Origin of the sequence: Brevibacillus sp. MER 51, assembly GCF_023714195.1 — a bacterium.
Classification (GTDB): Bacteria; Bacillota; Bacilli; order Brevibacillales; family Brevibacillaceae; genus Brevibacillus.
The window spans coordinates 226,701-239,638 of record NZ_JAMAUS010000006.1; the positions used below are offsets into that span (position 1 = coordinate 226,701).

General features: G+C 50.3%; 10 protein-coding genes. All 10 read left to right on the plus strand.

The window, feature by feature from the left end; all coding sequences use genetic code 11:
- The first annotated feature begins 7 nt into the window (after positions 1-7).
- The 10 genes from M3630_RS15140 to bioC all read left to right on the plus strand — a co-directional run bounded on the left by M3630_RS15140 (position 8) and on the right by bioC (position 12,901).
- On the plus strand, positions 8-1,258 hold the full coding sequence (locus M3630_RS15140; RefSeq protein WP_251252622.1) for a serine hydroxymethyltransferase: 1,251 nt from the start codon (positions 8-10) through the stop codon (positions 1,256-1,258).
- Positions 1,259-1,439: 181 nt separating this feature from the next.
- On the plus strand, positions 1,440-2,069 hold the full coding sequence (gene upp / locus M3630_RS15145) for a uracil phosphoribosyltransferase (protein ID WP_047069825.1): 630 nt from the start codon (positions 1,440-1,442) through the stop codon (positions 2,067-2,069).
- 18 nt (positions 2,070-2,087) lie between these two features.
- Positions 2,088-3,236: a non-hydrolyzing UDP-N-acetylglucosamine 2-epimerase gene (gene wecB / locus M3630_RS15150; RefSeq protein WP_251252623.1), complete on the plus strand. Its 1,149-nt coding sequence runs from the start codon at positions 2,088-2,090 to the stop codon at positions 3,234-3,236.
- A 223-nt stretch (positions 3,237-3,459) separates the two neighbouring features.
- On the plus strand, positions 3,460-6,624 hold the full coding sequence (locus tag M3630_RS15155) for a phosphodiester glycosidase family protein (protein WP_251252624.1): 3,165 nt from the start codon (positions 3,460-3,462) through the stop codon (positions 6,622-6,624).
- 417 nt (positions 6,625-7,041) lie between these two features.
- The gene (gene bioA / locus M3630_RS15160; RefSeq protein WP_251252625.1) at positions 7,042-8,427 is read left to right on the plus strand and encodes an adenosylmethionine--8-amino-7-oxononanoate transaminase; all 1,386 of its coding nucleotides are present in this window, start codon (positions 7,042-7,044) and stop codon (positions 8,425-8,427) included.
- 1 nt (position 8,428) lies between these two features.
- On the plus strand, positions 8,429-9,148 hold the full coding sequence (gene bioD / locus M3630_RS15165) for a dethiobiotin synthase (RefSeq protein WP_251252626.1): 720 nt from the start codon (positions 8,429-8,431) through the stop codon (positions 9,146-9,148).
- A 20-nt stretch (positions 9,149-9,168) separates the two neighbouring features.
- Positions 9,169-10,164, plus strand: coding sequence for a biotin synthase BioB (bioB, locus tag M3630_RS15170; RefSeq protein WP_251252627.1), 996 nt, complete (start codon positions 9,169-9,171; stop codon positions 10,162-10,164).
- A 16-nt stretch (positions 10,165-10,180) separates the two neighbouring features.
- Positions 10,181-11,380 (plus strand): 8-amino-7-oxononanoate synthase, encoded by a 1,200-nt coding sequence (gene bioF / locus M3630_RS15175; protein ID WP_251252702.1) that lies wholly within the window; start codon positions 10,181-10,183, stop codon positions 11,378-11,380.
- Positions 11,377-12,114, plus strand: coding sequence for an alpha/beta fold hydrolase (locus M3630_RS15180; protein ID WP_251252628.1), 738 nt, complete (start codon positions 11,377-11,379; stop codon positions 12,112-12,114). Before bioF ends, M3630_RS15180 begins: the two co-directional genes overlap by 4 nt.
- On the plus strand, positions 12,083-12,901 hold the full coding sequence (gene bioC / locus M3630_RS15185; RefSeq protein WP_251252629.1) for a malonyl-ACP O-methyltransferase BioC: 819 nt from the start codon (positions 12,083-12,085) through the stop codon (positions 12,899-12,901). Before M3630_RS15180 ends, bioC begins: the two co-directional genes overlap by 32 nt.
- Positions 12,902-12,938: the final 37 nt, after the last annotated feature.

Sequence of the window (12,938 nt, forward strand, 5' to 3'; positions counted from 1 at the left end):
AACTACTATGCTAGATTTTTTGCGTAAACAAGACCCGCAAGTATTGGAAGCCATTCAACTGGAGCTCGGAAGACAACGCGACAAGATTGAGCTGATCGCTTCTGAAAACTTCGTAAGCCGCGCAGTCATGGAAGCAATGGGAACCGTTTTGACGAACAAATACGCAGAAGGTTACCCAGGCCGTCGCTATTACGGTGGTTGCGAGTATGTGGATATCGTGGAAAACATCGCGCGTGACCGCGTAAAAGAAATTTTTGGAGCAGAGCATGCAAACGTACAACCACACTCCGGCGCTCAGGCGAACATGGCTGTATACTTCACGATTCTTCAGCCAGGAGACACCGTATTGGGAATGAACCTGTCCCACGGTGGTCACTTGACGCATGGTAGCGCAGTAAACTTCTCCGGTACTCTGTACAATTTCGTTGATTACGGTGTAGATGAAGACACGCACCTGATCAACTATGAAGTTGTTCGTGCAAAAGCATTGGAGCATAAGCCAAAATTGATCGTTTGTGGGGCGAGTGCCTATCCGCGTACGATTGATTTTGCCAAGTTCCGTGAGATCGCGGATGAAGTGGGCGCGTACTTCATGGTGGATATGGCGCACATCGCTGGTCTGGTTGCGGCAGGTCTGCATCCAAACCCAGTACCGCATGCACATTTCGTTACTTCTACGACGCACAAGACTCTGCGTGGACCGCGTGGCGGATTGATTTTGTGCAAGGAAGAATTCGCGAAAGGCATCGACAAATCCGTATTCCCGGGCGTTCAAGGTGGTCCGTTGATGCATGTGATCGCAGCAAAAGCGGTTGCCTTCGGTGAAAACCTGCAACCAGAATTCAAGGATTATGCAAATCGCATCATCAAGAATGCGCGTGCGTTTGCTGAGGCACTGACTGCTGAAGGTCTGACGCTTGTTTCCGGCGGAACGGATAACCACCTCGTATTGGTTGATGTAAGCAAAATCGGCCTGACAGGTAAAGTGGCTGAGCATCTGCTGGACGAAGTAAGCATTACTACGAACAAAAATACGATTCCTTACGATACACAAAGCCCGTTTGTTACAAGCGGTGTGCGCATGGGTACGCCAGCAGTTACAAGCCGCGGTTTTGATGAGGAAGCAATGAAAGAAGTAGCAGCGATTATCGCTCTGACATTGAAAAATCCAGAGGATGCTGCGAAGCACGAGGAAGCACGCCAACGTGTGGCAGCTTTGTGCCAACGCTTCCCGATGTACGAAGGCATGAATATCTAAGCAAGGCAACGTGAAGCAGACCCGGTGGAAATTTTCCCATACGGGTCTGCTTTTTTTCCACTTCGCGGCTGTCGTTAGGGATCAAGGATGAGAAAAAGTACGAAGATTAGGCAAATTGACGGCACCACTCTCACCAGCTATTATAGAAAGGATGTATTGATAGGGAAACGGAGGAAATGACATGAGCCGTGTATATGTGTTTGACCATCCGCTGATTCAGCATAAAGTTACGTATATTCGTGACAAGAATACAGGGACCAAGGAATTTCGCGAACTGGTAGATGAAGTGACTACTCTGATGGGCTATGAAATTACCCGTGATATGCCGTTGGAGGAAACTACTATCGAAACGCCAGTGGCTACCTGTCAGTCGAACGTAATTGCTGGTAAAAAAGTAGGGCTGGTACCGATTCTGCGCGCTGGTCTTGGTATGGTGGATGGCCTGATGAGGCTGATCCCTGCTGCCAAAGTAGGACACGTAGGTCTTTACCGTGATCCGGAAACCCTGCAGCCTGTTGAGTATTATGTGAAGCTGCCATCCGATGTTGCTGAGCGTGAGTTGATCGTAACTGACCCAATGCTGGCGACTGGTGGCTCTGCTGTTGCCGCTCTTACTGCTTTGAAAAAACGTGGAGCGAAAAACTTGAAACTGATGTGCCTCATCGCTGCTCCAGAAGGCATCAAGCTGGTTCAGGACGAGCATCCTGATGTAGATATCTATGTAGCAGCTGTTGATGAATATTTAAACGACCATGGATACATCGTGCCAGGCTTGGGCGATGCGGGTGACCGCTTGTACGGCACGAAGTAGTCGGAGAGGGAAAAACGGATGAAAACTGTAAAAGTAATGACGGTATTCGGCACACGTCCGGAAGCGATCAAAATGGCACCGCTTGTCCATGAATTGAACAAGTACAGCGAGCAGATCGAATCTGTCGTTTGCGTGACGGCCCAACATCGTGAAATGCTCGATCAGGTTTTGGACATTTTTGATATTCAACCAGACATTGACTTGAACATCATGAAGGATCGCCAAACGCTGGTGGGTGTGACCACTCGCGCATTGGAGAGCCTGGATGAAACAATGAAGGAAGTAAAACCGGACATCGTCCTCGTACACGGGGATACGACAACCACTTTTGTGGCGAGTCTGGCTGCTTTTTACAACCAGGTAGCAATTGGTCACGTGGAAGCGGGCTTGCGCACATGGGACAAATACTCGCCGTTCCCGGAAGAGATGAATCGTCAGCTGACAGGTGTCATGGCTGACCTTCACTTCTCCCCGACCAATGGATCGGCTGACAACCTTCGTCGCGAAGCAAAGCCGGAAAAGAGCATCTACGTGACAGGAAACACAGCAATTGACGCGTTGAAAACGACCGTTCGCGAGGATTACACGCATCCGGTGCTTGATCGCGTAGCTGGTCAGAAGCTGGTGCTGATGACGGCACACCGCCGCGAAAATTTGGGCGAGCCGATGCGCCGTATTTTCCGTGCAGTTCGAAGACTGGTGGATGAGCATCCTGAGATTGCTGTTGTGTATCCGGTTCACTTGAATCCTGCTGTACAAGAAGTGGCGCAGGAGATTCTCGGGAATCACGATCGCATTTCGTTGATCGAACCATTGGATGCCCTTGATTTCCACAACTTCGCTCGTCGTGCCCATCTCATCCTGACCGATTCCGGCGGGGTGCAGGAGGAAGCGCCGTCTCTTGGCGTGCCAGTCCTGGTTCTGCGCGATACGACAGAACGTCCTGAGGGAATTGAAGCAGGCACGTTGAAGCTCGTGGGAACCGACGAAGAGCAAGTGTATGCAATGGCAAAAGAATTGCTGACCAACCAAGCGGCTTACGATGCAATGGCGCATGCTGTCAACCCATATGGGGATGGCGAGGCTTCCCGTCGTATCGTAGAAGCAATCCTCTATCATTTTGGTTTGCGGGCTGAACAACCAGAGCCTTTCCAACCAGGTCAGTAACATACAGCTAGGAAAACCCGCCAGGTACCGTTCGTCAAAACCGGGCGGGTTTCTTGTTGTAGAGCGATTTTTGGGGTTTCGATGACTGACGATTTGGTATGTTTTTCTAATAGAGAATCGAGAGAATTGGCGAAACTATCCATGACCTTTTGCGTCTAATATTTAGTTGCTTGGCTTAGATGGTAGAAAGACAGAGTTTGGAATACGGAGAGGAGTTACCAACATGAGAGCGCAAAGGATAGTGACGCTGCTCACGGCTACGACCATGGCCTGGGGAGCTTTTGTTCCGTTTGTGCCGTTTGCGACCAATGTCGCACACGCCAGAGCGGAGACAAGTGCATTGAATATGATGTGGCAAACCCCAATTGGTGAGGGGACCACTTTACAGAAATATACGAAATCATTTGCCAATCAAGTAGTCACGATCATGGTAACCAAGGTTGATCTGAATAATCCTTACGTTGAGGTCAAACCGGTATACGGAACGAAAGGCAAGCTGACAGACAGGCAGACGGTTACACAAATGGCGCGTGAAACCGGAGCTATAGCAGCGATCAATGCCGACTTTTTTAACATGTCCAAACGGGGAGCGCCGTTTGGTATCGTCATGAAAGACGATGAACTCATTTCGTCCATGGGTTTGGTCTCCTACTGGTACGCGTTGGGCTTGACTGGCGACAAGATGGCCATCGTCGACAAGTTTGGGTTTGGCGGCAAGGTTACGGCTCCTAATGGCGCTACCTATTCGATTCAGGGTGTCAACAAGGAAGAGTACAACCCGAGTGATTCACGAAAAAGTCACCAGAACCAACTGAACGTCTATACCCCTTCCTTTGGCAAAACCAGCTTGGGGACGATACCGGGCTACAAAGATGTCGTCGAGATTTTGTTTGTAGACAACGTAGCCAAAGAAGTTCGTGTGAATCAACCTGGCGTATACATACCTTATAACGGCTATGTCCTTTGGGGACATGGAGCAGCAGGAGCATTCCTCAAGCAAAACTTCCCTGTAGGCGCTACTGCAGCGGTTGAGTACCAAACAACACCACAGACACTCAACCTAAAGCAAGCGGTAGGCGGCAATGTGATTTTGGTTGATCAAGGGAAAGCCCTCACTTCCTTTCAAGCGGACAAGTCCATCATCAACAAGACGGCACGTACATCGGTCGGAGTTTCCCAGGACGGGAAGACCTTGTACATGGTTACGATCGATGCGAGCCAAGGCGTTTATTTGGACGAGCTGGCAAAAATCATGGCGGAGCTCGGCTCTTATCGGGCTGTAAACTTTGACGGTGGTGGCTCTACGACCATGGCAGCTCGCATGCTGGGTGAGACACACGCAAATCTGGCGAATAAGCCGAGCGGCGGTGCTGAGCGCCGAGTACCTACTGGACTGGCCGTATACAACACGGCACCTGCGGGAGAATTGAGAGGCTTCCAAATCGATGTACCGGCAGATGTGCTTATCGGACAATCTATCCCGCTCAGCGCATCCAAAGGTTATGACGTGCATTACCAGCCGTATGCGATCAATGCAGGCGATGTGAGCTGGGATGCTAGTCAGTCCGAAGCGGGCTCCGTAAATGGCAAGCACTTCACACCAGCTCGCTCTGGCAAGATCACTTTGACTGCGCGATTGGGCAATGTGACGCAAAATAAAGACATTCAAGTCATTTCCGGCAACGATGTTCAGCAAATCATCGTTTCCCCGAATCCGATCACGATTGCACCGGGACAATCCCTTACTCTCGATGTCAAAATCAAAACGAAAAAGGGCTCAACCGTACAAGCGACACCACTTAGCGTAAAAGCGAGTGTCGATTCTTCTGTAGCGACGATCAACGACAATCTGCAACTGGTAGCAGGCAATGAGCCGGGCAACGGAAACCTGACGATTACGTATGATGGCGTGGCGACAACCGTACCATTTGCCGTTGGACAATTTGAGCAGCCATGGCTCACCTTCGATAATCAAGCCGGCATGTACCATGCAGCAAATCCATCCAGCATCAGTTCGGCTGGTTCGTTTGCGCTCGTTTCCGATCAGACATTCCGCACGAAAAAGGCAGCGAAGCTGGTGTACAACTTCTCTGGAGCACCAGCGAACAACATGCGGATTTCGTACGGCGTTCTGGGGGCAAAACCTGTGACCATTCCTGGCAAGCCGCTCGGATTGGGCTTGTGGGTCAATGGTGACAACAGCGGACATTGGCTCCGTGCAGAAGCAGTCGATGCAAACGGGAAGCCGGTCTACGTCGATCTGGCTAAAGAGATCAATTGGACAGGCTGGAAGCAAGTGAAAGGCTACTTCCCGAGCAATGTTGCCTATCCATTGCAATTGAAGAGTGTGTATGTCGTTGACCAGGCCAATGATGGCATTACACACGACAAAGGAACACTGTACTTCGACGAATTCTCGCTCCTCTTGGGCAACCAGACAGGTCAGCCAAGCGATGCGGCGGTTGTCCCTGAACTGCCAGGAAGCATGTCACTCGGAGCAGAGCTCGATCTCCACTATTCCTTTGAAAATACCGCATCTTACCTGGATAGTGCGCTGATTGATGTGGAGTCGATCGTGACCCAGCCGATGCCAGGATATGTACCTGCTGATTATTCGTTTACGATTAAACCGGGCGAACTAAAAGCAGGGCAAGAGGACGCAATTTCCACTTCGTCTATTCAGTTGACCTTGGCACCGAAGCAATGGCTCGCTGGAAAAGGTGTTGGACTCTTGTACGTAAACCAAGTGAACAATACGTTGGATCCGCTTCTGGGAACCATGAATGCTCAAGGTCAGTGGGTATATGAAGTCAATAGCTACGGCAAGTACATTCCGTACTACCTGGACAATGCGGGCACGGGCAGCGCTGGATTTACAGATATCACGAAGCATCCAGCCAAGGCAGAAATCACCTACATGGCGGAAAAGGGCTATGTGAAGGGGTTGACGGAGACGACGTTCGGCCCAGAGGTTTCTTTGACAAGAGCACAATTCGTCACCCTGCTCGCGCGCACTTTTGAATGGGAGCTTCCTTCCTCGCCAAAGCTGAAATTCAAGGATAAGGTGCCTTCCTATGCGCAAGGTGCCGTACAGGTTGCCGTTTCCAAAGGTCTGGTGAAGGGGTATAACGATAATACCTTCCGTCCGGATCAGCCGGTGACTCGCGCAGAGGCCGCAGTCATTCTCGATCGTCTCGTGAATAAAAAGGGAGCGGCGAAAAAGCTCTCCGATAAAGGGACCTGGCCATCCTGGGCAACTACATCTATCAATAACATGGTCGGACTCGGTCTGATTGATTCAGTTGGAGGAAATTACCAACCGAATAAACCGACGACGAGAGCAGTGTGTGTCGTAGCGCTGTATCGCATCCTGCATCAAGATAAATAGAATCGGAATATAAAAGGTCAAGCTTCTCTAACGAGAGAAGCTTGACTTTTTTTGTAGGCTTCCTGAGTTTTAGAAGGTATCGATAAACTGACAAAGCTGGTGAGAAGAAAAAGCGCAGGGCTCGTAGACCTTGACAACGCCTACCCAGTCGGAGCTTCTAAAAGGGGACCACGCTTGTCGAACACTTCTTCCTTGAGAAGCTTCCGCCCGTAGGGTGGCTTTGGCTCGACGGTCCCCTTTTGGAAGTGGAGACGGACAGTAAATCCCCTTTGCAGGCGTGTCAGAGTCGAAGAGAACTGCGCTTTTTCTTCTCCTCCCCTATGCTGACTAAAACCAGAAAGTCTTTTTATTTTTCAAGATCGAAAAAAAGCTTTGTCAAAATGAGTTAACCATTTTAAAATAACAGTTAACAAATATATGTTAACCAAGGTTGTGATTTGGTTGTTAAATAGTTATGCAGAGCTCTCTGCCAAAAACAAGCGATACGTTTGGCATCCCTTCACCCAAATGAAAGACTACGTTGCACAGGAGCCATTGATTATTGCGAGAGGAGAAGGGATCAAGCTGTTCGATGTGAACGGCAAGGCTTATTACGACGGCTTTTCCTCCGTGTGGTTGAACGTCCATGGCCACAACGTTCCCGAGCTAAATCAGGCAATCACAGACCAGCTCGACCAGATTGCCCACTCTACCTTGCTCGGCATGGCAAACGTCCCATCCATTTTATTAGCGGAAAAACTGATCCAGCTCGCTCCAAAAGGATTGAGCAAGGTCTTTTACTCTGACAACGGGGCAACGGCGGTCGAAATCTCACTGAAAATGGCGTTCCAATACTGGCAAAATCGCGGTCAGACCGGCAAGCATTCGTTTATCACGATGAACAATGCCTATCACGGGGATACGATTGGAGCTACCAGCGTGGGAGCCATTCCTCTCTACCATCAAGTTTACAAACCACTGCTCTTTTCTCCACACGTCATTCCATACCCTTATCCATACCGGCAGGGAGGAGAAGAAGCAGCCGTTCAGGCCACGTTGAGCAGTCTGGAAAGCTTGCTTCGGGAAAGAGCTCATGAGATTGCGGCGATGATCGTAGAGCCTGTCGTGCAGGGAGCAAGTGGCATGATTATCATGCCAGACGGTTGCTTGAAAAAAATCGCGGAGCTGTTGCGCGCCCATGATGTATTGCTGATCGCAGACGAAGTAGCAACAGGATTTGGACGCACGGGCAAAATGTTCGCTTGTGAGCATGATGGGGTCGTGCCGGACATCATGGCGGTTGCGAAAGGGCTCACGGGCGGGTATTTGCCAGTAGCCGCTACCTTAGTAACCGAGCAGATTTATGATGCTTTTTTCGCCGACTATGAGGAACAGAAAACCTTCTTTCACGGACATTCGTTCACAGGAAATCCACTCGGCTGTGCAGTTGCTCTCGCCAACCTGCGGCTGATGGAGGAGCGTGGAGTCGTTCAACAAGTGGCAAAAAAAGCAATCGATCTGGATCAATTGCTAGGGCCGTTATACGACCTGCCTCATGTAGGAGAAATTCGGCAAAAAGGCCTGATGGCGGGAATCGAGCTGGTTCGGGATAAAGAGACCAAGGAGCCTTATCACTGGAATGAGCGGATCGGTGTACGTGTCTGTCAGGTAGCAAGAGAAAAAGGGCTTTTGACACGACCGTTGGGCAACGTCATCGTTTTTATCCCACCGCTTGTATCTACAACCGAAGAATTGGCTGACATGGTTCAGATTTTGGCGGAATCGATTCAGGACGTAACGACAGGCGATACGAGGAGTGATTGATATGGCTGATCGCCCCTTTTCCGGATTGTTCATCACAGGAACAGATACTGGGGTAGGCAAAACGATTGTGACTGCCGGAATCGCATCCGTGTTGCGTGAGACAGGAGTGGACATCGGGGTTTGGAAGCCGGTCCAGTCAGGAGCACGAGCACAGGATGAGGGCAGTGACGCAATGCGCTTGAGATCGTGGAGTGGAGTGCATGACGCGTGTGAGGAGATAGCTCCGCTCTGTTTTGCGGCACCGCTTACCCCTTATCTGGCTGCGGAAGCAGAGGGGAAAAGCTTGACTATGGAGCAAGTAATTGCTGGAGGGCACCCCCTGATGGAACGTTATCCGGCACTCCTAGTCGAAGGAGCCGGTGGTCTGATTGTGCCATTGACTCCAACCGAAACGATGGCGGATCTTGCTGCTCGACTGAACCTGCCAATGCTCATCGTGGCTCGGGCTGGGCTCGGCACGATTAACCATACGCTTTTGTCCGTTTGGTATGCACGGGAACTCGGGATCGAGGTTGTAGGTGTCATCCTGAATCAAAACAACTCAGCTGGTGTCATCGATGAGAGTGTCAAAACAAACGCGAGCATGATTGAGAGCTATGGGGGAGTTCCTGTATGGGGCGTACTTCCATGGATAGACCAACCGTTAGGGCGTCAGCAGTTGACACAGCTAATCCACGAATGTGTAGACATCGGACAGCTGTGCCAGTGGAGCCATAAATAAAATGAAGGGGAGACGAGAAAATGAAGCAAAGCACCTGTCTGGATTGGAAGGAATACGCCCATAAAGCGATTGCCAAAGAAGAGTTTACGCAGGAAGAGGCTATGAAGGTGTTGCAAGCGCCAGATGATGAGCTGCTGCTGGTCATGAACGAAGCTTTTCGCGTCAGAAAGCACTTTTTCGGAAAAAAGGTCAAACTGAACATGATTATCAACGCCAAGAGCGGCCTATGCCCGGAGGATTGTGGTTACTGCTCGCAGTCGATTGTTTCGAATGCTCCCGTATCCAAGTACACGATGCTGGATAAGGAGACATTGCTCGCAGGTGCGCGAGAAGCCATAAATCGAAAAGCAGGTACATACTGTATTGTCGCCTCAGGACGTGGTCCCACGGAAAAAGAGCTGGGGCAGGTCATCGAGGCAGTCAAAGAAATCCGCGAGACAATGCCACTGAAAATTTGCGCGTGCTTAGGGATACTAAGCGACGAACAAGCAACGCGACTAAAAGATTCAGGTGTTCACCGCTACAACCATAATCTCAACACGAGTCGCAACCATTACGAAGCGATTACGACAACGCACACGTACGATCAGCGTGTACAGACAGTCGATACCGTAAAAAGAGCAGGGATGTCGCCCTGCGCAGGAGTGATCATCGGCATGGGGGAGAGCGATAAAGAGATCGTTGAAATGGCATTTGCCCTGCGCAATCTCGACGCAGATTCCATCCCGATCAATTTTTTAAATGCGATTCCAGGAACCCCGCTTGAGGAAAAAGGACGCACCCCGGCAATGAAGGCTCTTCGTGTTCTCGCCTTGTTCCGATTTATTTGCCCGGATAAAGAAATTCGTGTTGCGGGTGGTCGCGAAGTGAATCTGCGCACCTTGCAGCCGCTTTCCTTGTATGCAGCCAACTCATTGTTTGTGGGTGACTATTTGACGACACCCGGGCAAGAAATCACGACAGACCATCAGATGATTGAAGACCTCGGGTTTGAAATCGAGCTGTGTGCGTTGTAGGACAAGTAGGTCAGTGATGAAGAAACGCTACACATGGCTGGAAGAAGAATACGATTCATTGCGCAAACAATCGTTGGCAAGAGAATGGAACACCGTAGAGTCAGCCAGTGATCGCGCTGGCACGTGGATTCAAGTCGAAGGGAGACCATTATTAAACCTGTCATCGAACAACTATTTGGGCTTGGCTCATGATCGACGAATCGTGGAAGCTGGCAAGATAGCGGCAGAGGAGTGGGGGGCAGGAGGAACTGCCTCTCGCCTCGTCCATGGTAACTACGCGTTATACGACGAGCTGGAACAACAATTGGCGGCGTGGAAAGAGAGAGAAGGGGCGCTTGTTTTTGCAAATGGCTATCAGGCAAATACAGGGGTACTTGCAGCGCTTGCTGGAAGAGGCGACGCTGTTTTTAGTGATCGGTTGAATCACGCCAGCATCGTAGATGGGATCGTGCTCAGTCGGGCGGAGCATTTTCGGTACAGACATAACGACATGGAGCATTTGGAATTTTTGCTGAGAAAGCATCAGGATGCCAAACGGAAGTGGATCGTCACGGACAGTATTTTCTCCATGGACGGTGACAAAGCTCCCCTTCTTGAATTGGTACAGCTGCGAGATCGTTACGATGCCATGCTGATGGTTGACGAAGCCCATGCAGGGGGAGTGCGTGGTGAAGAAGGGCAGGGCTTGTGCCACGAGCTAGGCATCGCCGGACAAGTCGATGTTTTGATGGGAACCTTCAGCAAGGCATTTGGTGTTTATGGCGCATACGTATGCGCAGATGAGATCATCATTCGTTATTTGATGACAAAAGCACGCTCGCTGGTCTATTCCACAGCTCTGCCTCCTGCTGTGATTGGTTCGAATCTGGCGGCGTTGTCTTTGGTACAAACAGACTCTTGGCGAAGAAAGGCAGTGAGGCAGAATGCGCTCATGTTTCGCCAATTGCTTCGCTCCCACGGGTTTACCGTAGACGAAGAAGATACGCCAATTATCCCGCTCACGTTAGGAGAGAATGAGTGGACTTTGCAATTCAGCAAAAGGCTTCGGCAGCGAGGGATTGCAGCAGTGGCGATTCGACCTCCTACTGTGCCAGCAGGAACCGCGCGTATCCGTTTTACGGTGATGGCTGACCATACGCGCGAAGAGCTGGAGTGGGCTTGTGAGCAAGTGAGCGAAATCAGAGACGAGCTTCACAAAGGAGGGGCGATATCGTGAGAAAAGTGATGCTGTGGCTAACCGGGTGGGGAATGCCAGATTGCAGCTGGGATGCAGTTCGCTCACAGTTTCCTTCCTGTCAGCATATCATCCCTACTTATTCGGACGTCACGGATTCCTCGCAATTTTACGAGAGAGTAGAGGAGGAAGTCCGCTCCCAATCGGCTCAGGAGCTGATTGTAGTGGGATGGTCTATGGGAGGAATGCTCGGATTACGCCTCGCTGCCCAGTACCCGGTCTCAGGACTAGTTTTGATCGGCACGACAGCACGCTTTACGAGCGAACAGCATGATCTTCGCAAAGGGTGGCATCCCGTTGTTTTGCAAAGAATGAAAAGGCAGCTTTCTGTTGCACGCGAGCGTGTGATGGACACTTTTGTCAAACAAATGCTAACACCAGGAGAGCGAGAACAAACAGGTCTGCAAGTGGGACTGGACAGCCAGAATTGGAGTACGGCGGCGTTGGTTGCGGGCTTGACCTATTTAGAAGAAGAGGATTGCCGCCCGTTTCTGTCTTCGCTGACTACTCCTGCTCTCGTCATTCATGGAATGGAGGATGCTATCTGTTCGTTCTCAGCGGGAGAAGAGCTGGCAAGTAGCCTTTCGGGTGCCCATTTTGTGCAAATTCCTGACTGTGGTCATGCCCCGCATGTATTTGTTCCAGAGGTTGTAGGAGATTCGCTAAAGAGGATGGTGGAGCAGCTTGCAGAAGAGGGCAATCAGCAGCCGATTTAGTGAGAAGGCTGTCTCATACGAAAAATACGCACTCGTGCAAAAGAAGATGGTCGATCATTTGAGTCAAATGATTATAGAGATAGCGAATGAGAATGATGTGGGAAACATCGTAGAGATTGGCTGTGGGACAGGGGGGTTAACCCGCGTCATTCGCAGCTATTTTTCTGCTGCCCATTACGAGGCGGTAGAGATTGCGTCAGGCATGTTGGAGCAGGCGAAGAACAATCTGGAGCAGCAACGCCTGATTTGCTCCTATTTTCAAGCTGATGCCGAAGAATGGGTTTGGGAACAACAGGCGGAGTCAAAGGATTTGATCGTTTCAGGAGCATGCTTTCAGTGGTTTGCCAAGCCAACGCATACGCTAAAAGGATTGGCAAGAATCCTGAAGCCCGGAGCACCTTTGGTTTTTTCAACATTTGGACCCGATACTTTTTGGGAGCTTCATGATTCGTTTGCGAATGCTCATGCGATTTTGGGGGAGAAGGGAGTGCGCCATGGCTTGGAGTTTCTCTCTGCACGTGATTGGCGTGAGCAATTGAAGCAAGCAGGGTTTACGGATATAGAGATCATTAGGAAATATGAGCGGCTAACGTACCCGGGTGTACGGGATTTTTTGCATGCCGTGAAAGCTGTGGGCGCCAGTGCAAGTATGGAGCAAGGGAGCGGTCTTGGCCGCAGAAAACTCCTTGCAGAAATGATTCAATACTATGAGCAGACGTATAAAAGAGAAACAGGCATCCCTGTCACCTACGAAGTTATTTACGTTCGCGCATTTTCATCGGTGTAGTGTGTTATCAATTGTTTTTGTTATGGAAATGAGAATG

Excerpts from the sequence above, each read along its gene's own strand:
- bioD (WP_251252626.1), top strand. The coding sequence starts at position 8,429 with ATGGCTGATCGCCCCTTTTCCGGATTGTTCATCACAGGAACAGATACT.
- M3630_RS15155 (WP_251252624.1), top strand. The coding sequence starts at position 3,460 with ATGAGAGCGCAAAGGATAGTGACGCTGCTCACGGCTACGACCATGGCC.
- wecB (WP_251252623.1), top strand. The coding sequence starts at position 2,088 with ATGAAAACTGTAAAAGTAATGACGGTATTCGGCACACGTCCGGAAGCG.
- M3630_RS15140 (WP_251252622.1), top strand. The coding sequence starts at position 8 with ATGCTAGATTTTTTGCGTAAACAAGACCCGCAAGTATTGGAAGCCATT.
- bioA (WP_251252625.1), top strand. The coding sequence starts at position 7,042 with ATGTTAACCAAGGTTGTGATTTGGTTGTTAAATAGTTATGCAGAGCTC.
- bioF (WP_251252702.1), top strand. The coding sequence starts at position 10,181 with ATGAAGAAACGCTACACATGGCTGGAAGAAGAATACGATTCATTGCGC.
- upp (WP_047069825.1), top strand. The coding sequence starts at position 1,440 with ATGAGCCGTGTATATGTGTTTGACCATCCGCTGATTCAGCATAAAGTT.
- bioB (WP_251252627.1), top strand. The coding sequence starts at position 9,169 with ATGAAGCAAAGCACCTGTCTGGATTGGAAGGAATACGCCCATAAAGCG.